The 21642-nt window shown below is 64.6% G+C and carries 20 protein-coding genes; 6 read left to right on the top strand and 14 right to left on the bottom strand.

What is annotated here, in order from left to right; translation table 11 throughout:
• Positions 1 to 21 precede the first annotated feature (21 nt).
• On the top strand, positions 22 to 1359 hold the full coding sequence (locus AC1RR3_RS17265) for an MFS transporter (RefSeq protein ID WP_492824315.1): 1338 nt from the start codon (positions 22 to 24) through the stop codon (positions 1357 to 1359).
• A gap of 66 nt (positions 1360 to 1425) precedes the next feature.
• Here the strand turns inward: AC1RR3_RS17265 and AC1RR3_RS17260 are convergent, their stop codons facing one another.
• The 10 genes from AC1RR3_RS17260 to soxX all read right to left on the bottom strand — a co-directional run bounded on the left by AC1RR3_RS17260 (position 1426) and on the right by soxX (position 10329).
• Positions 1426 to 3141 carry an N-acyl-D-amino-acid deacylase family protein gene (locus AC1RR3_RS17260; RefSeq protein WP_492824314.1) on the bottom strand — a complete coding sequence of 572 codons (1716 nt, stop codon included), beginning with the start codon at positions 3139 to 3141 and terminating at the stop codon, positions 1426 to 1428.
• Between the two features lie 99 nt (positions 3142 to 3240).
• Positions 3241 to 4443 carry an MFS transporter gene (locus AC1RR3_RS17255; protein ID WP_492824313.1) on the bottom strand — a complete coding sequence of 401 codons (1203 nt, stop codon included), beginning with the start codon at positions 4441 to 4443 and terminating at the stop codon, positions 3241 to 3243.
• Positions 4444 to 4557: 114 nt separating this feature from the next.
• The gene (locus AC1RR3_RS17250) at positions 4558 to 4716 is read right to left on the bottom strand and encodes a hypothetical protein (RefSeq protein WP_492824312.1); all 159 of its coding nucleotides are present in this window, start codon (positions 4714 to 4716) and stop codon (positions 4558 to 4560) included.
• A gap of 89 nt (positions 4717 to 4805) precedes the next feature.
• The gene (locus AC1RR3_RS17245; RefSeq protein ID WP_492824311.1) at positions 4806 to 5846 is read right to left on the bottom strand and encodes an MBL fold metallo-hydrolase; all 1041 of its coding nucleotides are present in this window, start codon (positions 5844 to 5846) and stop codon (positions 4806 to 4808) included.
• Between the two features lie 285 nt (positions 5847 to 6131).
• Positions 6132 to 7877: a thiosulfohydrolase SoxB gene (gene soxB, locus AC1RR3_RS17240; protein WP_492824310.1), complete on the bottom strand. Its 1746-nt coding sequence runs from the start codon at positions 7875 to 7877 to the stop codon at positions 6132 to 6134.
• A 55-nt stretch (positions 7878 to 7932) separates the two neighbouring features.
• Positions 7933 to 8238, bottom strand: coding sequence for a hypothetical protein (locus AC1RR3_RS17235; RefSeq protein ID WP_492824732.1), 306 nt, complete (start codon positions 8236 to 8238; stop codon positions 7933 to 7935).
• A gap of 8 nt (positions 8239 to 8246) precedes the next feature.
• Positions 8247 to 9110 carry a sulfur oxidation c-type cytochrome SoxA gene (soxA, locus tag AC1RR3_RS17230; RefSeq protein ID WP_492824309.1) on the bottom strand — a complete coding sequence of 288 codons (864 nt, stop codon included), beginning with the start codon at positions 9108 to 9110 and terminating at the stop codon, positions 8247 to 8249.
• Positions 9110 to 9421, bottom strand: a complete 312-nt coding sequence (gene soxZ / locus AC1RR3_RS17225; protein WP_492824308.1) for a thiosulfate oxidation carrier complex protein SoxZ — start codon at positions 9419 to 9421, stop codon at positions 9110 to 9112. The genes soxA and soxZ overlap by 1 nt, the downstream gene beginning before the upstream one ends.
• Positions 9422 to 9431: 10 nt before the next feature.
• Entirely contained in the window at positions 9432 to 9923 is a 492-nt protein-coding gene (gene soxY / locus AC1RR3_RS17220; RefSeq protein WP_492824307.1) for a thiosulfate oxidation carrier protein SoxY, read from the bottom strand.
• A gap of 49 nt (positions 9924 to 9972) precedes the next feature.
• The gene (gene soxX, locus AC1RR3_RS17215; RefSeq protein ID WP_492824306.1) at positions 9973 to 10329 is read right to left on the bottom strand and encodes a sulfur oxidation c-type cytochrome SoxX; all 357 of its coding nucleotides are present in this window, start codon (positions 10327 to 10329) and stop codon (positions 9973 to 9975) included.
• Between the two features lie 235 nt (positions 10330 to 10564).
• Here soxX and AC1RR3_RS17210 point away from each other — a divergent pair, with 235 nt between their 5' ends.
• Positions 10565 to 11236: a DUF938 domain-containing protein gene (locus AC1RR3_RS17210; protein ID WP_492824305.1), complete on the top strand. Its 672-nt coding sequence runs from the start codon at positions 10565 to 10567 to the stop codon at positions 11234 to 11236.
• A gap of 204 nt (positions 11237 to 11440) precedes the next feature.
• On the opposite strand, the gene AC1RR3_RS17205 is transcribed toward AC1RR3_RS17210, so the two are convergent.
• A complete protein-coding gene (locus AC1RR3_RS17205; RefSeq protein ID WP_492824304.1) occupies positions 11441 to 13510 on the bottom strand; it encodes a prolyl oligopeptidase family serine peptidase in 2070 nt (689 codons plus the stop codon).
• A 196-nt stretch (positions 13511 to 13706) separates the two neighbouring features.
• Here AC1RR3_RS17205 and AC1RR3_RS17200 point away from each other — a divergent pair, with 196 nt between their 5' ends.
• Positions 13707 to 14954, top strand: coding sequence for an MFS transporter (locus AC1RR3_RS17200; protein ID WP_492824303.1), 1248 nt, complete (start codon positions 13707 to 13709; stop codon positions 14952 to 14954).
• 174 nt (positions 14955 to 15128) lie between these two features.
• Entirely contained in the window at positions 15129 to 16364 is a 1236-nt protein-coding gene (locus tag AC1RR3_RS17195) for an MFS transporter (protein ID WP_492824302.1), read from the top strand.
• Positions 16365 to 16491: 127 nt separating this feature from the next.
• On the opposite strand, the gene AC1RR3_RS17190 is transcribed toward AC1RR3_RS17195, so the two are convergent.
• Entirely contained in the window at positions 16492 to 16986 is a 495-nt protein-coding gene (locus AC1RR3_RS17190) for a VOC family protein (RefSeq protein WP_492824301.1), read from the bottom strand.
• A 111-nt stretch (positions 16987 to 17097) separates the two neighbouring features.
• On the bottom strand, positions 17098 to 17643 hold the full coding sequence (locus AC1RR3_RS17185; protein ID WP_492824300.1) for a carboxymuconolactone decarboxylase family protein: 546 nt from the start codon (positions 17641 to 17643) through the stop codon (positions 17098 to 17100).
• 139 nt (positions 17644 to 17782) lie between these two features.
• Between AC1RR3_RS17185 and AC1RR3_RS17180 the strand changes: the two genes are divergently transcribed.
• Together AC1RR3_RS17180 and AC1RR3_RS17175 are read left to right on the top strand one after the other, a co-directional pair.
• Positions 17783 to 18997: an acyl-CoA dehydrogenase family protein gene (locus AC1RR3_RS17180; protein WP_492824299.1), complete on the top strand. Its 1215-nt coding sequence runs from the start codon at positions 17783 to 17785 to the stop codon at positions 18995 to 18997.
• A gap of 125 nt (positions 18998 to 19122) precedes the next feature.
• Entirely contained in the window at positions 19123 to 20262 is a 1140-nt protein-coding gene (locus tag AC1RR3_RS17175) for an acyl-CoA dehydrogenase family protein (protein ID WP_492824298.1), read from the top strand.
• Positions 20263 to 20534: 272 nt separating this feature from the next.
• On the opposite strand, the gene AC1RR3_RS17170 is transcribed toward AC1RR3_RS17175, so the two are convergent.
• Positions 20535 to 21572 carry an amino acid ABC transporter substrate-binding protein gene (locus AC1RR3_RS17170; protein WP_492824731.1) on the bottom strand — a complete coding sequence of 346 codons (1038 nt, stop codon included), beginning with the start codon at positions 21570 to 21572 and terminating at the stop codon, positions 20535 to 20537.
• Positions 21573 to 21642 lie beyond the last annotated feature (70 nt).

Raw genomic sequence — 21642 nt, 5'->3', positions numbered from 1 at the left:
AAAAGACATACGGGGAGAATGATGAGCGCTCAGGGAACGCTGTCCGCAGCGGCTACGACGGCAGGGATATCCAAGGCAACGCCGAAGGGCGCATGGACCGTCACTTTTCTCCTCTTTCTCTTCATGGTGGTGAACTTCGCGGACAAGATCGTCGTCGGTCTCGCCGGCGTGCCGATCATGACCGACCTGAAGCTCGACGCCGAGCAATTCGGCCTGCTCGGGTCCTCGTTCTTCTTCCTGTTCTCGATCTCGGCCATCGTGGTCGGCTTCATCGTCAACAAGGTGCCGACGCGCTGGGTGCTGCTGACCTTGGCGGTGATCTGGGCGCTGGCGCAGTTCCCGATGGTCGGCACGGTCTCTTTCACCACGCTGCTGATCTGCCGCATCGTGCTCGGTGCGGGCGAAGGCCCGGCTTTCTCGGTCGCCGCGCACGCCATCTACAAATGGTTCCCGGACGAGAAGCGCACGCTGCCGACCGCGATCCTGTCGCAGGGCTCGGCCTTCGGTGTCATTCTCGCGGTGCCCGCGCTGAACTGGGTCATCGTCAATCACTCCTGGCACTACGCCTTCGGCGCGCTCGGCATCGTCGGCCTGATCTGGGTTTGTGCCTGGCTGACGTTCGGCAAGGAAGGCCCGCTCGAGGACACGCAGGTCCTCGCCGCCACTGAGCCCAAGATCCCCTATTTTCAGCTCCTGACCTCGCGCACCTTTGTCGGCTGCGTGGTCGCGACCTTCGGTGCCTATTGGGCGCTGTCGCTCGGCCTCACCTGGTTCACGCCCTTCATCGTCAAGGGGCTCGGCTTCTCGCAGAGCCAGGCCGGCTTCGTCTCGATCCTGCCCTGGGTGTTCGGCGCGACAATCGTCATCCTCACGGGCTGGATCTCGCAGGTGATGATGGCGCGCGGCTACACCACGCGCATTTCGCGCGGCGTGCTCGGCTCGGTGCCGCTGATCATCGGCGGCCTGATCCTGGCCACGATGCCGCATGTCGCGGGCGCAGGTCTCCAGATCGCGCTGCTCGTCGTCGGCTCCGGCCTGTGCGGCGCGATCTACGTGGTCTGCCCGCCGATGCTCGGCGAGTTCACCCCGGCCTCGCAGCGCGGCGCGGTCATCGCGATCTACGGCGCGCTCTACACGCTTTCGGGCATCATCGCGCCGAACGTGATGGGCACCGTGATCCAGCGCGCCGGCAACATGGTCGACGGCTACATGACCGGCTTCACCATCAATGCGGTGGTGATGGTAGGCTCCGGTGTCATCGGCCTGCTGCTGCTGTGGCCGAACACGGAAAAGGCCAGGCTGAGCCGCGGTGCGGCGCCGCAGGCCGCGCCGCTGAAGGGCGCGGTGTCGCCGACGTAAGGGCGGCGCGCGATTGCTCTCTTACCCTCCCTCTCCAGGGGAGGGTAAGCAAGAAGCTGTCGTGGCCTAATTCACCCCCTGCGCGCCTCGCACCAGCTTTCCCGGCCGGCGTCCCGTTGCCTCGCCGTGCCGCCGCGTCACCACGCCCGACACGATCGTCGCCTCATAGCCGTCGACATCCTGCAACAGCCGCCGCCCGCCCACGGGCAGATCGTAATGCACCTTCGGCGGATGCAGATGCAGCTTGTCGTAGTCGATCACGTTCACGTCGGCCTTGTAGCCGGGCGCGATCAGCCCGCGATCGGTGAGACCGACCGAGAGTGCGGTCTTGCGCGACTGCGCCGCGACCACGAACGGGATCGTCAGCTTCTCGCCGCGCGTGCGGTCACGGGTCCAGTGCGTCAGGAGATAGGTCGGGAAGCTCGCATCGCAGATGATGCCGCAATGGGCGCCGCCGTCGGACAGGCCCGGCACCGATTGCGGATCGATCAGCATCTCGCGGGTCGCATCGAGGTTGCCGTCGGCATAGTTGAGGAACGGCACGTAGAGCATGCCGCGGCCGTGGTCCGACAGCATCGCGTCGTAGGCGAGCTCCTCCGGCTGTCGGCCCTGCCTGCGTGCCTGCGGGCCCAGCGCGTTCTCCGGCGGCTGCTCGTAGTCGGGGGGATCGCCGAGCAGGAACATCTTGTCGTAGTTGGGACGGAAGAACAGCGGATCGTCGGTCGCGGTCGCGGTCTCGCTCAAAATCGCCTTGCGCACGTCGCTCTGATGCAGCCGCGCCAGGCGCTCTTTCAACGGCAGATGCGCGATCGCCTTGTAGCTCGGATGGGTCTGGAACGGATTGCGCGATAGCTCCAGCCCGAGCAGCAGGCCGACGGGACGTGCGGCGATCTGTGCTGTGATGGAAAGGCCGCGTTTCGTCGCCGCGTTGATTTCGTCCAGCGTCTGGCGCCAGCGGTCTGGCGCCTTGTCGTTCTGCGTGATCGAGAACGAGATCGGGCATTTTGTGCTGTCCGCCACCCGCAGCATCATCGGCAGATCTTCGTGGAGCGTGGAGAGATCCAGCACGAATTGCAGCACGCTGCGGCCTTCGCGATGCATCGCACCTGCTATCGCGGTGAGCTCGTCCTCGCCGGCCTTCAGTGTGGGCGTGAAATCGCCGGTCGAGGTGCGGTGGTTGAGCGTGCGCGAGGTCGAGAAGCCGAGCGCGCCTGATCGTACCGCCTCGCCCGCGAGCTTCGCCATCGCCGCATTGTCATCGGCCGTCGAGGGATCGCGGCGGGCGCCGCGCTCGCCCATGACATAGACCCGCAGCGCCGCATGCGGCAGCTGCGCGCCGACGTCGATGTCGAAATCGCGCCTGGAGAGCCAGTTCATGTAATCCGGAAAGCTCTCCCAGGCCCAGGGAATGCCGGCGCTCAGGACAGGCTCGGGAATGTCCTCGACGCCTTCCATCAGCTGGATCAGGCGGGTGTGGTCGGCGGGCTTGCACGGCGCAAAGCCGACGCCGCAATTGCCCATGATCGCGGTGGTAACGCCGTTCTGCGAGGACGGCGTGATGTCCTGGCTCCAGGTGACCTGGCCGTCATAATGGGTGTGAACGTCGACAAAGCCCGGCGTCACGAGTTTTCCGCGCGCGTCGATCTCTTCGTTGCCTTTCGCTGAGACCTTGCCAACCTCGCTGATCCTGCCGCCGGTGATGGCGACATCAGCCTCGAACAGCTCGCCGCCGCTTCCGTCCGCGACAGTGCCGCCGCGGATCACGAGATCAGGGGTGCCCATGGTGCTTCTTCCCGGTTTGTTGTTTTGCTTGGGCGCATTTTCAGATGCGCCGGCGCAGTGTCAACCGCGGCGAAGTGCGTTCAGGGTTGCATCGCGGCCCTAGCTTGCTGGCTTCCGCTCCGTGAACGGCGACAGCACCACGGTGGCCAGCATGAAGATCACGGAGGCGCCGAACACCCAGTGCGGCGCGCTCTGGTCCATGATCCAGCCGAACAGCAGCGGTGAGACGATGCCGCCGAGATTGAATCCGGTGGAGACGATGCCGAAGGCGCGCCCCGCAGCGCCGGCAGGTGCGGCGTTGCGAACCAGCATGTCGCGCGAGGGCGCGATCACGCCGGAGAGGAAGCCTGCGGTCGCCATCGTGGCGGTGAGCGCCCAGCCCGGCAATGTCACCAGCGCGATCAGCAGCACGATCATCGCGTTCGCGGCGAAGCAGGCCGCGGCGACATAGCCGTGGCGCTCGGTGTGGTCGGCGAGGAAGCCGCCCGCGAGCACGCCGGCGGCGCTACAGCCGAGGAAGGCGGTGAGTGCGACGTTGGCGACCGAATAGGACGTTCCGTAGCCGCTCATCAGCGCCACCACGCCGAAATTGTTGATGCCGGCGACCGACAGGCTGAGCAGCATGAACAGCGCGGTCAGCGTGATCAGCGCCGGCGTGATGACGGCCTGTTTTGGCGCATTCTCGTTGCCCGGCTTTTTCTTGTGTGCGCCGGCCTCGGGGATGCCCATGACCACCAGCAGCAGCGCCACCAGAATTGCGATCGTGCCCGAGGCGATCAGCGCACCGGTGCCGCCGGACACCGTGACCAGCGCGGCAACGATCGCCGGCGTCACCGCGCCGCCGAGATAGCCGGCAAAGGTGTGGATCGAGAAGGCGCGGCCCATCCGCGCCTCGTCCATGTGCTCGGCCAGGATGGCATAATCGGCGGGGTGATAGACGCTGTTGGCGAGCCCGAGCAGCACGGCGCAGGCGATCAGCGAGGCGTAGCTCAGATGCAGGCCGAGCAGGATCAGCGCGCAGCCGCCGAGCGTGAGCCCGACCAGCAGGATCTTCCGCGCGCCAAAATGGTCGACGAGATAGCCGGTCGGCGCCTGGGTCAGGCCCGATGTGACGGCAAGAGTGGTCAACGCGAAGCCGAGCTCGACATAGCCGACGCCGAGCTGGCTCTTCAGGAACGGGAACAGCATCGGCAGGACCAGCAGATGAAAATGGCTGACCCAATGCGCGATCGAGATTCCCGTCAGCGTGCGCAGCGCGCTGTCCGCCTTGCCTTGTTGCGGTGCGGCGAGAACGTCGACCATTGCGGTAGTTTCACTCCCTGAGGGCGGGCAAACTATCGGGGAGAGCGGTTATTTGTCCATGAACGCAGGCGCATGGCAGCTAGTGCGGGTGGGCCTCCATCCCCGCTGTCGTCCTCACAACGGCTCGTCATCCGCGCCGTAGCGGTCGCGCTTCGGCGTCGCCATGTCGCCGTCCTCGTAATCATCGTCGTCGGGATCGTGCGGCGGCGGAGGCTTTTTTGCCTTGTCGTCCACCTTTTGGGGCGGCGCGCTCGGCTTGGCGGTCTTGGCCATGGTTGTTCCCGGATGGTGATGCGTCACCCGACCCTATCCGGAAAATATGTGGGCAGCCTGACTTATCTCAAGGGCTGCAACGATGAACGTCAGCCGTGCACCACCGGCCCACCCGCCTTCTTCCAGGCATCGATGCCGCCGGCAATGTGCGCCGCGTTGGACAGGCCGGCCTCTTTCGCAGCCGCAACCGCCATCGCCGAGCGTTCGCCGAAGGCGCAGAAGAACACGATGCGGCGACCGGTGGCGGCGGCGACCTCGCGCAGCATGCCGCCGGGCTTGAGGCTCTCCTCGACCGACGGGTAGGGCGTGTGCAGCGCGCCCTCGAGCATGCCGTGCTTCATCCGTTCATTGCCCTCGCGCAGATCGACCAGCAGCATGTCGGGACGGCCGAGGATGCGGATCGCCTCGACCGCGCTGAGCGCGCGGCCCTCTTTCTCCAGCGCTTCCTGATGCAGGCCGACATGCATGTTGGCGGGCACCGCCACATCCATCATCTTCGGATTGGGCAGCTTCAGGTTCGCCATCAGCTCGATATATTCGTCGACCGAGTGCACCTGAAGCCGCGGATTGTAGCGCTTCTCCTCACCGATGGTGGAGACGGTGTCGCCCTTGTAATCATGCGCCGGGAACACCATCGTCTCGTCCGGCAGCTTCAGGAGGCGATTGAAGATCGAATCATACTGCGCGCGCGACGAGCCGTTCTGGAAATCGGTGCGGCCGGTGCCGCGGATCAGGAGCGTGTCGCCGGTGAAGACGCGGTCGCCCATCAGATAGGAATAGGAATCGTCGGTGTGGCCGGGCGTGTACATCACATCGAGCGACAGGCCCTCGATCGTCACCTTGTCGCCGTCGGCAACCCGCATAGCCACCACGTCGGCTTTGGTCTGGTCGCCCATCACGGTCATGCAATGGGTGCGGTCGCGCAACTCGCCGAGTCCGGTGACGTGGTCGGCGTGCAGGTGGGTGTCGACCGCTTTCACCAGCTTGAGGTCGAGCTCGCGCAGCAATTGGCAGTAGCGGTCGACCTTCTCCAATACAGGGTCGAGGATCAGCGCCTCGCCGCCGGGGCGGCTGGCGAGGACATAGCTATAGGTGCCCGAAACGCTGTCGAAGAGCTGGCGGAAGATCATGGCAAGACCCGGCGTGGAACTGATTTCGAGGATTCTACTACGGTCGGGACTATAAAGAGAAGCAATCCACTGCATGAACAAGAAAATTTAGAAGATTTTTATTGTGCGTGAGGGGCACGGCGTTCGACCACCCACTGCTGTCATCGCCCGCGAAGGCGGGCGATCCAGTATTCCAGAGGCGTCGAGGGGTACGGAGGGGCTGCGGCGTACTGGATTCCCCGCTTTCGCGGGGAATGACACCGAGTATGTCGGGGCGCCGTGCTGCGAAAAGGCTTCCAGCCGCCCCTATCCCGCAATGCCCGGATTGTCCTCGACGCCCTTCAGCGTGACGCCGGTCCCCAGCCGCTCCTGAAACATCCGGCCCGAGCGCAGATATTTGGCGACCACATCCCACACCGGTGCACCTTGCTGGCCGTTGACCGAGGCCCAGCCCGCGACCCTGTAGCGATGGCTGGCGCTGATCGCCTTGCCGCCGTTGAGCTTCAGCTCGGAGATGCGGCCGCCGATCGCACCCGTCGGCGTGCAGGTGTAGCTGAGCCCGCCGGCGCGTACCATGTCGCCGCCCTGCTGGTAATAGGGATCGGCGTTGAAGAGATTGTCGCAGATGTCCTCGAGCACGTCCTTGATCTGCTCGCCCGTCATTTCCTGCACATAGGTCTCGGGATAGCTGATCGCGGTTTCCGCGAGCACATCCTCCATGGTCAGCGCCTGGCCGGACAGCGCGGTGACACCCCAGCGGAAGCCCGGCGACAGCGCGATCTCGGCGTCGAGCTCGGAGCGGAGCGCGGTGCAGATCAGCTCGTCCACAGGTCCGGAGAAATTGCCACGGCGATAGAGCAGGCGGTCCGGTGTCGCGATCTTCTCCGACCAGTCGGTCACGTAGGGCGCGCGCAGCCGGCCGATCAGCTCGGCCATCGCAGGATCCGGCTTCAGCAGCTCCGAATAGACCGGCAGCAGATGATATTTGACGTCGCTCACCTTGCCCTTGTCGAGGGCGAGGTCGAGCACGCCCAGAAATTTTCCGTTGGAGCCGGCATTGGTGACAAGCGTCGTGCCGCCCGCGTTCTTCACGGCAATCGGCTGCGGCACGGCATCATGGGTGTGGCCGCCGAGGATGACGTCGATGCCGGTGACACGGCTGGCGAGCTTGAGGTCGACGTCCATGCCGTTGTGCGACAGCAGGACCACGGCATCGACCTTGTCGGTGCCGCGCAAGGAATCGACATGCTTCTGGAGCTCTTCCTCGCGGATGCCAAAGGTCCAGTCCGGCGTGAAGCGCTTGGGATGCGCAATCGGCACGTAGGGGAAGGCCTGGCCGACGATGGCAACGCGATGGCCGCCGAGCTCCTTGATGACGGAGGGCTTGAAGACGCGCCCGCTCGCTCTGTCGAAGGCGCGGGCGTCGTTGAACGCGGCTTCCTCGGTCAGGAAGACGTTCTGCGCCAGAAACTCGCCCTTGAAGCGCTCCAGATTGTCGCGCAGCGCCTGCTCGCCATAGGTGAATTCCCAATGCCCGGTCATCGCCTCGATGCCGAGCAGATTGGCGACCTCGACCATGTCGCGGCCCTGCATGACGTTGGCAAGCCCGGTGCCCTGCCAGAGATCGCCACCATCGACCAGCAGAGAATCTCTTTCGCCGACATCGCCGCGCAGGCGGTCGACCAGCGTCTTCAGATGAGCAAAGCCGCCGAGCTTGCCGAAGCGGCCTGCGGACTTCTCGAACTCGAAGCAGGTGAAGGCATAGGCATCGGCGCTGTCGGGCCGGATTCCGAATCGCTCCAGGAAGGCACGCCCGACCAGATGCGGCGGTCGCCCCATCATCTCGCCGATGCCGATATTGACGCCGGGCTCGCGGAAATAGACCGGGTTGAGCTGCGCATGCGTGTCGGTGATGTGCAGGATCCGCGCATTGCCGAACCGCTCGAGGTCGTAAATGCTCGCAGTCTCGGCGCCGCGCGCAAGCCGGGGCAGGCCGAGCGATGCGGCGACAACGCCTGCACTCTTCAGGAAATCACGGCGGCGGATCGCCATCCCAAAAATCTCCGCGCCTACGCTGGGCAGTTCGACAGTTCCACTGCGCGGCAGTCTAGCGGATTTCCATCGCCTTCCAGGCCTCTTTTTCAGACGTGGCCTGCACAATCGACGCCTTTGCCAGCGCCTCGGCCTCCTTCGAAGCCGCAACCGCGCGCTCGAAATCGCCGCCGTCGGCCGCCTTCTTGGCAGCCGCCAGCGCAGATATTGTCACGGTCCATTGGTTGCGCATGCCGGCGGCCTCCTTGGAGGCGGCTTCGGCGGCGGCATAGGCCGCCTTGTAATCCGCCTCATTGGCCGCGCGCGCAGCTGGCGCGAGGCTCAGGGCAAGCAGCATGGCGAGGGGAAGTGACCACTTCATGGCCGCGCTCATGGTCGCGCTCCTGGGCCCGAGATCGGCAGGCCGTTGGCGACATAAGAGAGGAAATATTCGACGTCGCGATATTCGTCCGCCTGCGGCTCCAGCGGGACCGCGCGGGTCTGGCTGTTGCAGGTGACGAAGCGGCGGCTGGTGGTGCCCATGCCGCTCCATTCCGAGCGGTAGATCGGCATCGCGTTCAGGATACCGAGCGCCGGCGCCAGGATCTCGGCGCGGATGCGCTCGCCCGGGCTCTGCACATGGCAGCTGGCGCAGGAGAAATTCATCTGGCCGCGCCGCGTGTAGAAATAGCGCTTGCCGTTCTCGAACGCGGCGAGTGCGCGCGGATCGTCAGGAATCCTGATGTCCATCAGCTTGCCGCGCGAGGTGAAGGCCATATAGGCGGTCAGCGAAGCCATCTCGTCCCTGACGTAGGAATAGGGCGCCTCGCCATTGGCCTCGCGGCAGCGGTTGAGCGCAAGCTCGAGCGTGACGACCTTGCCTTCCTTCTCGTCGAAATAGGGATAGTTCTGGCGAACGCCGATGCCGCCATTCGGGAAGCAGTCGGCGTAGGTCTTGCCGTTCTTGAACGGGGTGGCGAACATCTCCTTGCCGGCATCGAGCGCGAACTCGTAAGGCGGGAATTCCTCCTTCTCCTGCCACTGCCGCTTCATGTCCTCGTTCATGGAATAAGGGCCGTTGACGAAATCCTCGTGCTTCACGCCAGGGAATTTCTGAAAGAAGAAATTCTGGAACGCTTTTGCGTCGGCGACCGGGTCAACCTTGTCGGCTGCGACCACGCCCGGCGAGGTGAGCGCGAACGCGACCAGCGCGGCACTCAACGAGCCAAGCAGGAGGGCGGAGCGGGCCTTCATCACGCGATCTTCGCGGTGATCGTATCCGACCCGCCCTTGTTGTCGGTCCAGGAGATCTTGAGGTCGTCGCCCTTCTTGGCGCCCTTGAAGCTGAACTTGACATAGGGGTCCTTGGAGACCGCGGTGCCCCAATCGGCGACGAACACGTCCTTGCCGTTACATTCGAATTTCAGCTGCTGGATGAAATGTGCCGGGATCACCTCGCCCTTGGAATCCTTGACCAGGCCGGTGTCCATGGGGTGCTGGATCAGCGTCTGCACCTCGGTGATGTCGCCGTTGGCGGTAGCGCGTACGCGAATGCTGGATGCCATGTCGATTCTCCTAGCCGCCGCAGCCGCCGACGGTGACTTTCACTTCCTTGGTCGCGCTGTAGAGCTTGCCGTCGGCTTCCACGATCGCGGTCACGTTGGTGGTCTTGGCCATCTTCAGCCGGTTGGCGATAGCAGGCAGCGTGCCGTCAGGAATCCTGTAGCTTGCTGCGAGCGCGTTCGGATTCTCGGCCACGAAGAACGAGATCGAGGTCACCTTGTCGAGCGTCGTCGTCACCGAGATCGGCACCACGCCGCCGTTCTCGGCGATCTCCGGCGCATCCAGCTTGATCTTGTCGGATGGCTCGGCGGTCCTGCCGTAGAGCGCCTTGATCGCGTCCGCTTCGTTCTTCAGCTTGAACGCCTCTTCCGGATATTTGTCGTTCGCAGCCGCGAGCGCGGACGTGGGGCCGAACGGCAGATCGCCGAGGCCGAGCAGCGCGACACTGGCTGCGCCCTGAAGGATCAGGCGCCGCGTCGGATGAGGGTCGGTGGTCGTGGTCATCAGAGGTCTCCTGGACAATCTCTTGGACAGTCTCTCGGCGTGCCTGAAGTCACAGGGTTTGCAGGAAATCAACGATCGCGCTGATCTCCTGGTCGGTCAAAATGCGGTTGCGGCCGAACGGCGGCATCATGGTCTGCGGATTACGCCTGGTCTCGTCGAACAGGATCGCGACCAGCTCGTTGCGATCAGGGTATTTTGATTTGATGTCCTTCAGCTCCGGACCGATCGTACCCGGCAGGTCGCCGCCCTTGATGACGTGGCAGGTCAGGCAATTGCCCTTGCCGCGGTCGAAGGCGAGCTTCTGGCCCTCGGTCACGGCGGATTGTGCCCGTGCCGGGCTCATGGCCATGCCGGTGAGGGCGGCCAGCGCGAGGAGCAGGGCGGGTTTGCGGAGAAGAGCGGTCAAGGCAACGTTCCGAGGCGTTATATCGATGGTCGTGTTCGCGGAAATATAGTGTTCCAAAGCACAAAGGGCATGCCCTGACAATCGACACTATGCAGGGCGCAAAATGGCGTTAATATCTTCCGCATTGCAACTGAAGAGATAGATCGTTCATCGGCCGGGATTAACCGGCATGTGTTCGGGGCGTTTGGTCCTTGCTTGCGTTTTGGTCTGCTCTCTCATTTCCCGGGGACGTCAATTGGCTGACTATGTCGTTGAATTTGGCAGGGACGGCGGGCGCGTCGAGCCCGATGGCCGTCTCGATGCGCCGGCCTTTCATCGCAACCACGAGCCGCTCTGGGCGGCCCTGGAGAAGCATCTTGCCGGCGTGACCGGTAACGTGGTCGAGGTCGGCAGCGGAACCGGCCAGCACGTGGTCCATTTCGCGCGGCATACGCCCGGCCTGATCTGGTGGCCGAGCGACCTCAACCAGCGGCACGTCAAGAGCATCGAGGCCTGGCGCGTCCATTCGGGCCTGCAAAACATCCGCTCGCCGTTGCGGATCGATCTCACCGATCCCGACTGGTGCCCGGAGATGAAAAGCGGTCAGGCGCCGACCAGTCTTGCGGCCGTGTTCTGCGCCAACGTCATCCATATCGCGCCGTGGACCGTGGCCGAAGGCCTGTTCGCCGGCGCCGGCCGTTATTTGCGCGCCGACGGCAAGCTGTTCCTCTATGGCCCGTTCAAGCGCGACGGCAAGCACACCGCGCTCAGCAACGCCGTGTTCGACACCTCGCTGCGCGAAGGCAATCCCGACTGGGGCGTGCGTGATATCGGGGATGTCGAAACACTCGCGCGCGCCGTGGGCCTGGGCCTCGTCGATACGATCGAGATGCCCGCGAACAATCTGACGCTGGTGTTTTCGCGCTAAGCCACAACGGCGGTGCGCTCCCTCCCCCGCCTGCGGGGGAGGGTTGGGGAGAGGGTGTCGCCGCATCGGGACAACCTCCCAGAGGAGAGAACCCTCACCCGCCGCACTCTTCGAGTGCGTCGGCTTCTCCCGCAAGCGGGAGAGGCAAGCCTCGCTCTTGGCTCGCACTGAGCCAATCACACGACAGCGCGGCTCAAGCGCCCGTCAGGCCTCGCTGTCCCGCCAGCCGATCCTGTCCTTCAGGAAACGAAACCCGAGCACCTCGAAGCCGGCGCGCTCCTTGTTGTCCTTGCCGTAGCCGTGACCGCCGGCTTCCGGCTCGTAGAACCAGGCCTCATAGCCCATCGCCTGAAGCTTCGCCGCCATCTTGCGCGCGTGGCCGGGATGGACACGGTCGTCGCGCCGGGTGGTGGCGATCAGGATCGGCGGATAAGCCTGTCCGGCTTTCACGTTGTGATAGGCGGAGTAGGTCTTCAGCCACTCCCACTCTTCCGGCTTGTCAGGGTCGCCATATTCCGCGATCCAGCTCGCGCCCGCGAGCAGTTTTGTGTAGCGGCGCATGTCGATCAGCGGGATGGTGCAGAACAGCGCGCCGAAGCGCTCGGGATAGCGCACCAGCATGTTGGTGATCAGGATGCCGCCGTTCGAGCCGCCCTGCGCAGCGATGCGTTTCGGCTGCGTGACGCCGCGGCGGACGAGATCGGCGGCCACGGCCGCGAAATCGTCGTGCGACAGCTTCTTGCCGGCAAGCCGGCCGGCATCGTGCCAGCGCGTGCCGAACTCGCCGCCGCCGCGCAGATTCGCTTGCACCGTCGTGCCGCCGCGCTCCAGCCACAGCTTGCCGAGTGATGGATTGTAGTACGGCTTCACCGCGACGGCGAAGCCGCCATAGGCGCTCATATAAACCGGCGCATCGCCGGTCTCTTTGGCCGGGCCCGTCTGGACATAGGGAATGCGCTCGCCGTCAACAGAGATCGCCTCGTGCTGCGTCACCACGAGACCGTCGGCGGTGAACGTCTTCGGCGCCTGCTTCAGCACGGTCGGGCTTGCGACGCCGCGTTCGATCAGCAGCAGCGACGCCGGCGTGAGCGGGTCCTGCACATTGGCGAGCAGATCACCGTTGCTCTCCGACGGATGGCGATCGAGCGGCCAGACGTCGACGACACCGATGTCGGGAAGACCGGGAAGCGTCTCGCGGCTCCAGCCAGTGGCAGATGGCGTGCGGATCTCGAATTGCGGTTTGAGCTCGTCGAGGATCGACAGCACCAGCTTGCCCGCAACCCAGAACAGGCCTTGCAGCGCGCGCCGCGGCGCCGGCTCGAACAGCACGGCAAAATCGCGGCGGCCGGCGAGGAACGCCGAGAGCGACATGCCGAGCACGGTGTCGGTAGCATAGGTCCGGCCTTCGACCTGCCAGTCCCTGCGCAGCTTGATCGCGAACCAGTCGCCATGCGCCTCCATCCAGATGCCGGTCGGCAGATCGAGCTTCGTCGTCGTGCCGGCGGCGTCGCGCAGCCAGGTCGCATGATTGAAGAAGTCGATTTGATCGACGATCCAGACCCGCGGTGCAGGCCCGGTGTCGTCGGCCATGCCTGACATCGCCATGTGATCGGCGGTGGTCTCGATGATCACCTGCGCATGCTCGACAGGCTCGCCTCGCCGCCACAGGCGAACTGTCCGCGAATATCCCGAACTCGTCGCCATGCCTTCGCCGTGCGCGCTCGACAGCAGCAGCGTATCGGCATCGAGCCAGTCCGCGCCGCCCTTGGCCTCCGGCAGCGTAAATCCGTCCGCCACGAAACTCTTCGTGGCGAGGTCGAATTCCCGCAAGGTGACGGCATCGCTGCCGCCGCGCGACAGGCTCAGAATCGCCCGCGAGCTGCCGGGCATCGTGGCGATCCCGCTGAGCAGCCAGTCCTCGCCTTCGCTTGCTGCGAGCTGATCGATATCCAACATGGTCTCCCAGCCCGGATCTGGTTTGCGAAATTCCGCCAGCGTGGTCCGCCGCCACAGGCCGCGCGGATGGGTGGCATCCTTCCAGAGATTGTGCAGGTCGGTGCCGCGCCGGCTGACATAGGGGATGTTGTCGGGACGATCGTAGATCGTGGCGAGGATGTCGCGGTCGCGCTCGAAAGCTTTTCCACCAAACGCGCTCAGCGTCAGTTGATTCTGCCGCGCGACGAAATCGAGCGCCTGCTTGCCTTCGATCTCCTCCAGCCAGAGCCAGGGATCGTCGTCGGGAGCGCTGAGCGTGGGCCTGTTATCGACGGACATGAACGAAACTCCCAGGGATCGCGGCGGATAGGATTTGATCGAGCGCAAGCCGTCAAGGGCGCACGCCGCTATCATCCGTCCGATTGCGTCAGAGGCATGGCCCGCGCCCGTTTGCGCCGGTTGCCGGCCCTCCCGTGCCCCTCCATAGTGCCGGGAATCACAAGGCCCTCGAAAGTCCCTTGGGGCGGAAATGCCGATGCTAGACGTGACTTCAGCCGATCAAATTGACGCCGATGCCCGCGTGCGTGCCAATGTGGTGCGCCTTGCCGCGGCGCAGGCGCTGACCGGCGCCAATTCGGCGGTGATCTTTGCGACCGGCGCGATCGTCGGCGCCACGCTCGCGCCGGACATGTCGTTCGCGACGGTGCCGATCTCGATGTATGTGGTGGGCCTTGCCGCCGGCACGCTGCCGACGGGCGCGATCTCGCGCCGCTTCGGCCGCCGCGCCGCCTTCGTCATCGGCACCGGTCTGGGTGCGCTGACCGGTCTGCTCGGCTCATTCGCCATTTTGCACGCATCGTTCGCGCTGTTCTGCGTCGCGACCTTTCTCGGCGGCCTCTACGGCGCGGTGGCGCAATCCTATCGCTTCGCCGCGGCTGATGGTGCCAGCGCGGCCTACCGGCCCAAGGCGGTGTCCTGGGTGATGGCGGGCGGCGTGTTCGCCGGCGTGCTCGGTCCGCAGCTCGTGCAATGGACCATGGATGTCTGGTCGCCTTATCTGTTCGCCTTCAGCTTCCTGGTGCAGGCCGCGGTCGCGCTGGTCGCGATGGGCATCGTCGCCGGCGTCGATATGCCCAGGCCCGCCCCGGCTGATCTGCATGGCGGACGGCCGCTGCTCACCATCGTCAGCCAGCCGCGCTTCATTGCGGCGGCGCTGTGCGGCGTCATCGCCTATCCCATGATGAATCTGGTGATGACCTCGGCGCCGCTCGCCATGAAGCTCTGCGGCCTCAGCCTGTCCGATTCCAATTTCGGCATTCAATGGCACATCGTCGCCATGTACGGCCCGAGCTTCTTCACCGGCGCGCTGATTGCGCGCTTCGGTGCGCCGAAGATCGTCGCCGCCGGCCTGCTGCTGGAAGCCGGCGCCGCCACGATTGGCCTCTCCGGCATCACCGCGATGCACTTCTGGGCGACGCTGATCGTGCTCGGTATCGGCTGGAATTTCTCCTTCATCGGCGCCTCCGCGCTGGTGCTGGAGACGCACCGCCCGCAGGAGCGCAACAAGGTGCAGGCCTTCAACGATTTCCTCGTGTTCGGCATGATGGCGATCGGCTCGTTCTCGTCAGGGCAATTGCTCGCCAATTACGGCTGGTCCGCGGTGAACATGGTGGTGTTCCCGCCGGTGGTGCTGGGTCTTGCCGTGCTCTCGCTGGTCTCCTGGGCCCGCCGCCGCAGGGCACGGCTGGAAACGGCGATGGGCGAGTTCCCGGATGCCGTGTAGTTTGGCAGGAGACTGTCAGCAGCATTGATACTTCGATCGCCGTCGAAGTGCTTTTCTGAGGTGAGATCATAGATGCTGCGTCATGGCCGGGCTCGTCCCGGCCATCCACGTCTTGGACGCGAATCGAAGAACGTGGATGCCCGGGACAAGCCCGGGCATGACGGAGTAAGCGGCATGCTTGATAATCCTCAACAACTTCGCATCGACGAATCCTCCCTGCGTTACGAGGGCTGGCGCATCGTCGCGGTCTGCTTCCTGCTCGCGACCTTCGGCTGGGGGCTCGGCTTCTACGGCCAGAGCGTCTATGTCGCCGAGCTCCAGCGCGCGCGGGGCTGGCCGACCTCGCTGATCTCCTCGGGAACGACGTTCTTCTATCTGTTCGGTGCGCTGCTGGTCGTGTTCGTCGGCGAAGCCGTCAGAAAATACGGCCCGCGCATCTGCCTGATCGCGGGCACGCTGGCGATGGCGGGTGCTGCGGTTGCGATCGGCGCGGTGCGCGAGCCCTGGCAGCTTTATCTTGCGGATGCCGTGCTCGCCTTCGGCTGGGCCGGCACCAGCCTCGCCATGATCACCAACACGATCAGCCTGTGGTTCGACCACAAGCGCGGCATGGCAATCAGCCTCGCGCTGAACGGCGCCAGTTTTGGCGGCATCGTCGGCGTGCCGCTGCTGGTCATGATGATCAGTCATATCGGCTTTGGAAACGCGATGTTCGCGACGTCAGGTGCCATGCTGGTGCTGCTCGTGCCGGTGATCCTCCTTCTCGTCGGCCGTCCGCCCGATCTCCATGGTGGGCACGCGACGGCAAAGGCAAAGCCGCAATCATCGACGCAGATCCGCGCCTGGGCGCTGCGCGATGTCGGCTTTCTCACGGTGACGACCGCGTTTGCGCTGGTGCTGTTCGCCCAAGTCGGCTTCATCGTGCACCTGATCTCGTTTCTCGATCCCGTGATCGGCCGCGAGCGCGCGGCGGTGGCCGTCGCGGTGCTGACGGCGATGGCCGTGGTCGGCCGGGTGCTGTTCTCGATGGTGATCGACCGCCTCAACCAGCGCCTCGCCTCGGCGCTGTCGTTCCTGAGTCAGGCGGCAGCGCTCTGCGTCGTCATTAACCTGCACAATGACTACGTGCTGATTGCGGCCTGCGCAGTGTTCGGCTTCTCCGTCGGCAACCTCATCACGCTGCCGTCGCTGATCGTGCAGCAGGAGTTCGATTCCGCCTCGTTCGGCGTGCTGATCAGCCTGAACACGGCGATCAACCAGGTGACCTATGCGTTCGGTCCCGGCGTTGTCGGCTTGCTGCGCGATTGGTCCGGCGGCTACGCGTTGCCGTTCTATCTCTGCATCGCGCTGGAGGTGGTGGCGGCGGCGCTGATCATGGTGCGGGGAAAGCCGCGCGCGAAGGTGGCCTAGAGTCGCGAAGGTGCCTCCGCAAACTCCGTCATTGCGAGCGCAGCGAAGCAATCCAGAAGCTCTCCGCAGAGGCAGTCTGGATTGCTTCGTCGCTTCGCTCCTCGCAATGACGAGGAGAGAGCGGTGCTTATCCCTCCCGCTGCTTTAGCAACCCCTCGACATCCAACCGCTTCGTAAACATCGACAACTTGCCATCTGGCCCGAACGGCCATTGCTCCCGCGGCTTGTCCCAATACAGCTCCACGCCGTTCTCGTCGGGATCGCGCAGATACAGCGCCTCGCTGACGCCGTGGTCGCTCGCGCCATCAAGCGCAATGCCGGCCGACAGCACCCGATGCAGCGCATCCGCCAGCGCGGGGCGCGTCGGATAGAGGATCGCGGTGTGGAATAGCCCGGTCGTGCCCGGCGGCGGCGGCGAGCCGCCCTTGCTCTCCCAGGTGTTGAGCCCGATGTGGTGGTGATAGCCGCCGGCCGAGATGAAGGCCGCGCCCGAGCCCATGCGCTGCATCAGCTCGAAGCCGAGCACGCCGCAATAAAAGCCGAGCGCGCGATCGAGGTCGGCGACCTTGAGGTGGACGTGGCCGATCCTGGTGCCGGCGGCGACGGCAGGGCTTTGCGACATGTGGTTGCTCCGTTGACCAACTCCACTTAAGTCGAGACTCGGGACAGCGCCACTGGCCTATCCCGAAACCCAGCGTTTCCGGATGCGCAATTGCGCTATCCGGATACGAAACTAAGCCAGCTCCGGCATCTCGCCTTCCGGCAGCTCGAACTCAAAGGTGTTCAGCGTCATCGACACCATGGTGTAATAGCCGCACAGCCCGATCACCTCGACCACGCCGCGCTCGCTGAGCACGCGCACCGCCTCATCGTAGAGCCCCTTCTCAACGCCGTGGCCCTCGTGCAGCGATTTTGCGACGTCGTAGATCATCTTGCCCTTGGGGTCGTCGAAGACAGGCGTGCGGCGGTCGCGGATGGCGTCGATGATTTTGGGATCCATGCCGCCCGCAAGCGCGAGGCGCTTGTGCGCATACCATTCATAATGCGCGGTCCAGTGCCGCGCCGTCACCAGGATCGCGATCTCCGAAAGCTTTGCCGGGAAGATCGTGTCGTAGCGCAGCACTTCGCCGAGCCGTGTGGCGTGACGGGCCATGTCGGGGCTGTTGAGCCAGGCCATCATCGGCGCCGGCGGCTTGCCGCGCTTGCCGGCAATCGACTCGTCATAGGTCTGCCGCTGGCTCTCGTTCATTTCGCCAGGCGAAAGAAGTTTCAGGCGCATTCTCTTTTCCTCTTTGTTTTCAAGCATCGCCGTCGCTCCGACTATAGCCGAATGCAGCGGCACGGAAGTGGTTGAATTCCACGAGGCGATGGCTCAGAGTCGCTGCCAACAAGCCGATTTTGATTGATGGAAACGACCAATGACTGACTCTAAAACCAGTGAGACTGAGACCGCCGATCTCGAACAATTTCGCGCCGAGACGCGCGCCTGGCTGGAAGCCAATTGCCCGCCGGAAATGCGCAAGCCCGCGACCTCGGACGCCGACGTGTTCTGGGGCGGACGCAATACGAAATTCGCCTCCGAGCCGCAGCGCATCTGGTTCGAGCGCATGCGCGACAAGGGCTGGACCGTGCCGGATTGGCCGAAGGAATACGGCGGCGGCGGCCTCAGCGCCGCCGAGCACAAGGTGCTGCGCGCCGAAATGGCGAAGATGGGTGCACGTCCGCCGCTCTCGAGCTTCGGCATCTGGATGCTTGGGCCCGCGCTGCGGAAATACGGCAACGATGCCCAGAAGAAAGAGCATCTGCCGAAGATCGCGGCTGGCCTGATCCGCTGGTGCCAGGGCTATTCCGAGCCCAACGCCGGCTCCGATCTCGCTTCGCTCCAGACTCGCGCCGAAAGCGACGGCGACGATTTCGTCATCACGGGGTCGAAGATCTGGACCTCCTACGCCAATTACGCCGACTGGATCTTCTGCCTGGTGCGCACCGATCCCACGGCGAAGAAGCACGACGGCATCAGCTTCATCCTGTTCGACATGACCTCGAAGGGTGTGACGACCAAGCCGATCCTCTTGATCTCAGGCTACTCGCCGTTCTGCGAAACCTTCTTCGACGGCGTCCGCGTGCCGAAGTCGCATGTGGTCGGCACCGTCAACCGCGGCTGGGATGTCGCAAAATATCTGCTTCAGCACGAGCGCGCGATGATCTCAGGCATGGGCGAGCGCGGCGTCGGCCGTCCGCTTGGCCAGATCGCAGCCGACTCGGTCGGCACCGATGCGCAAGGCAAGCTTGATGATGCGATGCTGCGCGGCCGGATCGCCAGCTTCGACGTCGACGAAGCCGCGCTCGCAGCTTGCGCCGAGCGTGCGGTCGATCTCGCCAAGGCCGGTCAGGCGCACCCGGCGTTCTCGTCGGCGATGAAATATTACGGCACCGAGCTCAACAAGCGCCGCTACGAGATCCTGATGTCGGCCGGCGGCGTCGATGCGCTGGAATGGGAGAGCGAACGCTCCAGGCAAGGCGCCCGTCCGCGCGCCTGGCTGCGCACCAAGGCGAACTCGATCGAGGGCGGCACGACGGAGGTGATGCTCGGCATCGTCGCCAAGCGCATCCTCGATCTGCCGGGGGCTTGATCGTCGTTCCGGGGCGATGCGCAGCATCGAGCCCGGAACCTCGAGATTCCGGGTTCGATGCTGCGCATCGCCCCGGAATGACAGCAAACAATATGCATCTCACGCGATACCAGAGACCTTGCACCATGGCCCTCGTCCTCACCGAAGAACAATCCATGCTCCGCGACAGCGCGCGCGGGCTGATCAGCGACAAGGCGCCGGTGTCGCACCTGCGATCTTTGCGCGATTCCAAGGATCCCACCGGCTTCTCCAAGGAGTTTTGGCATTCCTTCGCCGAGATGGGCTTTGCCGGCCTCTTGGTGCCGGAAGAGTTTGGCGGCAGCGGTCTCGGCTTCGTGGAAGCCGGCATCATCATGGAGGAGATCGGCCGCACCCTGATGCCGTCGCCGTTTCTCGCCACCAGCGTGGTCGCGGCCTCGGCGCTGAACCGCGGCGGCAATGCCGCGCAGAAATCCGAATACCTGCCGAAGATTTCCAACGGCTCGCTGCTCGCGACGCTCGCGATCGACGAGGGCGCCAAGCATCGCCCGCTCCAGACCAGCTTGCAGGCCGTGCGCGCCGGCAACGGTTTCAAGCTCTCCGGCGCCAAGGCGCTGGTGGTCGACGGCCACGTCGCCGATCTCTTCATCGTCGCCGCGCGCACTGCAGGTAGCGCCGGCGAGCGCGACGGCTTGACGCTGTTTCTGGTCAACCCCAAGGCCAAGGGCGTTGCGATCGAGCGCACCATCATGGTCGACGCGCACAATGCTGCGCGGATCGAGCTGGCTAATGTCGAGGTCACCGCCGACAGTGTGCTCGGCGAGGTCGACCAGGGCGCAGCCCTGCTCGGCGGTGTGCTCGACATCGGCCGCGGCGCGGTCGCCTCTGAGATGGTCGGCCTCAGCGAAGAGGTGTTCAACCGCACCGTCGAGTACCTCAAGAACAGAAAGCAGTTCGGCAAGCTGATCGGCGAATTCCAGGCGCTGCAGCACCGCGCGGCCGAGCTCTATGTCGACATCGAGATCACCCGTGCCGCCACCATGAAGGCGCTGCAGGCGCTGGATACGGACGTCGCCAAGGCCGCCTCAGCCGTCGCAGTCGCCAAGGCCCGCGCCGGCACCACCGCCACGCGCGCGGTGCAGGAAGGCGTGCAGATGCATGGCGGCATGGGCATGACCGACCAGTTCGACATCGGCTTCTTCATGAAGCGCGCGCGGGTCTGTGAGGAGCTGTTCGGCGATGCGAACTACCACACCGAGCAGTTGGCGCGGGCGCGGGGGTATTGAGGTGCGATGTGAGGCGCGAGGAGCGGCCTCACAATCAGTGTCGTCGCCCGGCTTGACCGGGCGACCCAGTACGCCGCGGCCTCTCGATTAATCACAACCGTCTCTGGAATACTGGATCGCCCGGTCAAGCCGGGCGATGACAGTTGAGAGTGAGGAGGGCGCCAGCCCAATCCCGTCATTGCGAGCGTAGCGAAGCAATCCAGACTGTCCCCGCTGAGGGATTCTGGATTGCTTCGTCGCTGTGCTCCTCGCAATGACGGAGGATAAAGCGGTTACCTTATCGGCGGCGCATACTGCACGCCACCGGCATTCCACAGCTGGTTCATGCCGCGCGGGATCTTCAGCTTCGACTTCTCGCCGATATTGCGCTCGTACATCTCGCCGTAATTGCCGACGTTGCGGATGATGCGGACGACCCAGTCCTTGGTGAGGCCGAGCTGCTCGCCGTAATTGCCCTCGGTGCCGACCAGGCGCATCACTTCCGGCTTCTTCGACTTCAGGGCCTCGTCAATGTTCTCCGAGGAGACGCCGAGCTCTTCGGCGTTGATCATGGCGTAGAGTGTCCACTTCACGATCATCATCCAGTCGTCGTCGCGCTGGCGCACCACGGGGGCGAGCGGCTCCTTGGAGATCATGTCCGGCAGGATCATGTGGTCGCCGGGCTTGCCGAGGTTCAGCCGCAGCGCGTAGAGCTGGGAGACGTCGGCGGAGAGCGTGTCGCACCTGCCGGTGTCGTAGGCCTTCACGACGTCGTCCAGCTTGTCGAACTTCACCTCTTCATACTTCATGTTGTTGGCTTTGAAGTAGTCGGCGACGTTGAGCAGCGTCGTGGTGCCGGACTGCACGCAGACCTTGCTGCCGTCGAGGTCGAGCGAGGTCTCCTTGTTGCGGGCGCGCGGCAGCATGAAGCCGGCGCCGTCGTAATAGGCGACCGCGGGGAAATAGAGGTCGTAGTCGAGCTCACGCGCCATGCTCCAGGTCGAGTTGCGCGAGAGGATGTCCACCTTCCGGCTCTGCAATTCCTTGAAGCGTTCGCTGGCGTCGAGCGGAACGAACTTCGCCTTGCTCGGATCGTTGAAGATGGCCGAGGCCACCGCGCGGCAGAAATCGACGTCGAAGCCGGTCCAGTTGCCCTTGTCGTCGGGGATCGAGAAGCCCGGCAGACCCTTGTTGACGCCGCACAGCACTTCGCCGCGGCGAACGGTGCGCTTCAGCGTGCGGGTATCGTAGAACTCGTAGATCACCGCCAGGACGCCGACCAGCACGGCAACCGCGAGCCCGATCAGCAGGCCGCCTCGAAATGTGCGCATCATGTTGCTCTCTCGAAAAATCGGGAAAAGGAATTTGGAGGAGGGCGACGAGCATGATCCGGAGGGATCA

Source organism: Bradyrhizobium sp. GW821-FHT13H05 (assembly GCF_058804065.1).
This window is presented reverse-complemented; position numbering and strand designations above follow the sequence as displayed.

Coding starts and splice junctions, on each gene's coding strand:
- AC1RR3_RS17265 (WP_492824315.1), top strand. CDS start 22: ATGAGCGCTCAGGGAACGCTGTCCGCAGCGGCTACGACGGCAGGGATA.
- AC1RR3_RS17260 (WP_492824314.1), bottom strand. CDS start 3,141: ATGGGCACCCCTGATCTCGTGATCCGCGGCGGCACTGTCGCGGACGGA.
- AC1RR3_RS17255 (WP_492824313.1), bottom strand. CDS start 4,443: ATGGTCGACGTTCTCGCCGCACCGCAACAAGGCAAGGCGGACAGCGCG.
- AC1RR3_RS17250 (WP_492824312.1), bottom strand. CDS start 4,716: ATGGCCAAGACCGCCAAGCCGAGCGCGCCGCCCCAAAAGGTGGACGAC.
- AC1RR3_RS17245 (WP_492824311.1), bottom strand. CDS start 5,846: ATGATCTTCCGCCAGCTCTTCGACAGCGTTTCGGGCACCTATAGCTAT.
- soxB (WP_492824310.1), bottom strand. CDS start 7,877: ATGGCGATCCGCCGCCGTGATTTCCTGAAGAGTGCAGGCGTTGTCGCC.
- AC1RR3_RS17235 (WP_492824732.1), bottom strand. CDS start 8,238: ATGAAGTGGTCACTTCCCCTCGCCATGCTGCTTGCCCTGAGCCTCGCG.
- soxA (WP_492824309.1), bottom strand. CDS start 9,110: ATGAAGGCCCGCTCCGCCCTCCTGCTTGGCTCGTTGAGTGCCGCGCTG.
- soxZ (WP_492824308.1), bottom strand. CDS start 9,421: ATGGCATCCAGCATTCGCGTACGCGCTACCGCCAACGGCGACATCACC.
- soxY (WP_492824307.1), bottom strand. CDS start 9,923: ATGACCACGACCACCGACCCTCATCCGACGCGGCGCCTGATCCTTCAG.
- AC1RR3_RS17205 (WP_492824304.1), bottom strand. CDS start 13,510: ATGTCCGTCGATAACAGGCCCACGCTCAGCGCTCCCGACGACGATCCC.
- AC1RR3_RS17200 (WP_492824303.1), top strand. CDS start 13,707: ATGCTAGACGTGACTTCAGCCGATCAAATTGACGCCGATGCCCGCGTG.
- AC1RR3_RS17195 (WP_492824302.1), top strand. CDS start 15,129: ATGCTTGATAATCCTCAACAACTTCGCATCGACGAATCCTCCCTGCGT.
- AC1RR3_RS17190 (WP_492824301.1), bottom strand. CDS start 16,986: ATGTCGCAAAGCCCTGCCGTCGCCGCCGGCACCAGGATCGGCCACGTC.
- AC1RR3_RS17185 (WP_492824300.1), bottom strand. CDS start 17,643: ATGCGCCTGAAACTTCTTTCGCCTGGCGAAATGAACGAGAGCCAGCGG.
- AC1RR3_RS17180 (WP_492824299.1), top strand. CDS start 17,783: ATGACTGACTCTAAAACCAGTGAGACTGAGACCGCCGATCTCGAACAA.
- AC1RR3_RS17175 (WP_492824298.1), top strand. CDS start 19,123: ATGGCCCTCGTCCTCACCGAAGAACAATCCATGCTCCGCGACAGCGCG.
- AC1RR3_RS17170 (WP_492824731.1), bottom strand. CDS start 21,572: ATGCGCACATTTCGAGGCGGCCTGCTGATCGGGCTCGCGGTTGCCGTG.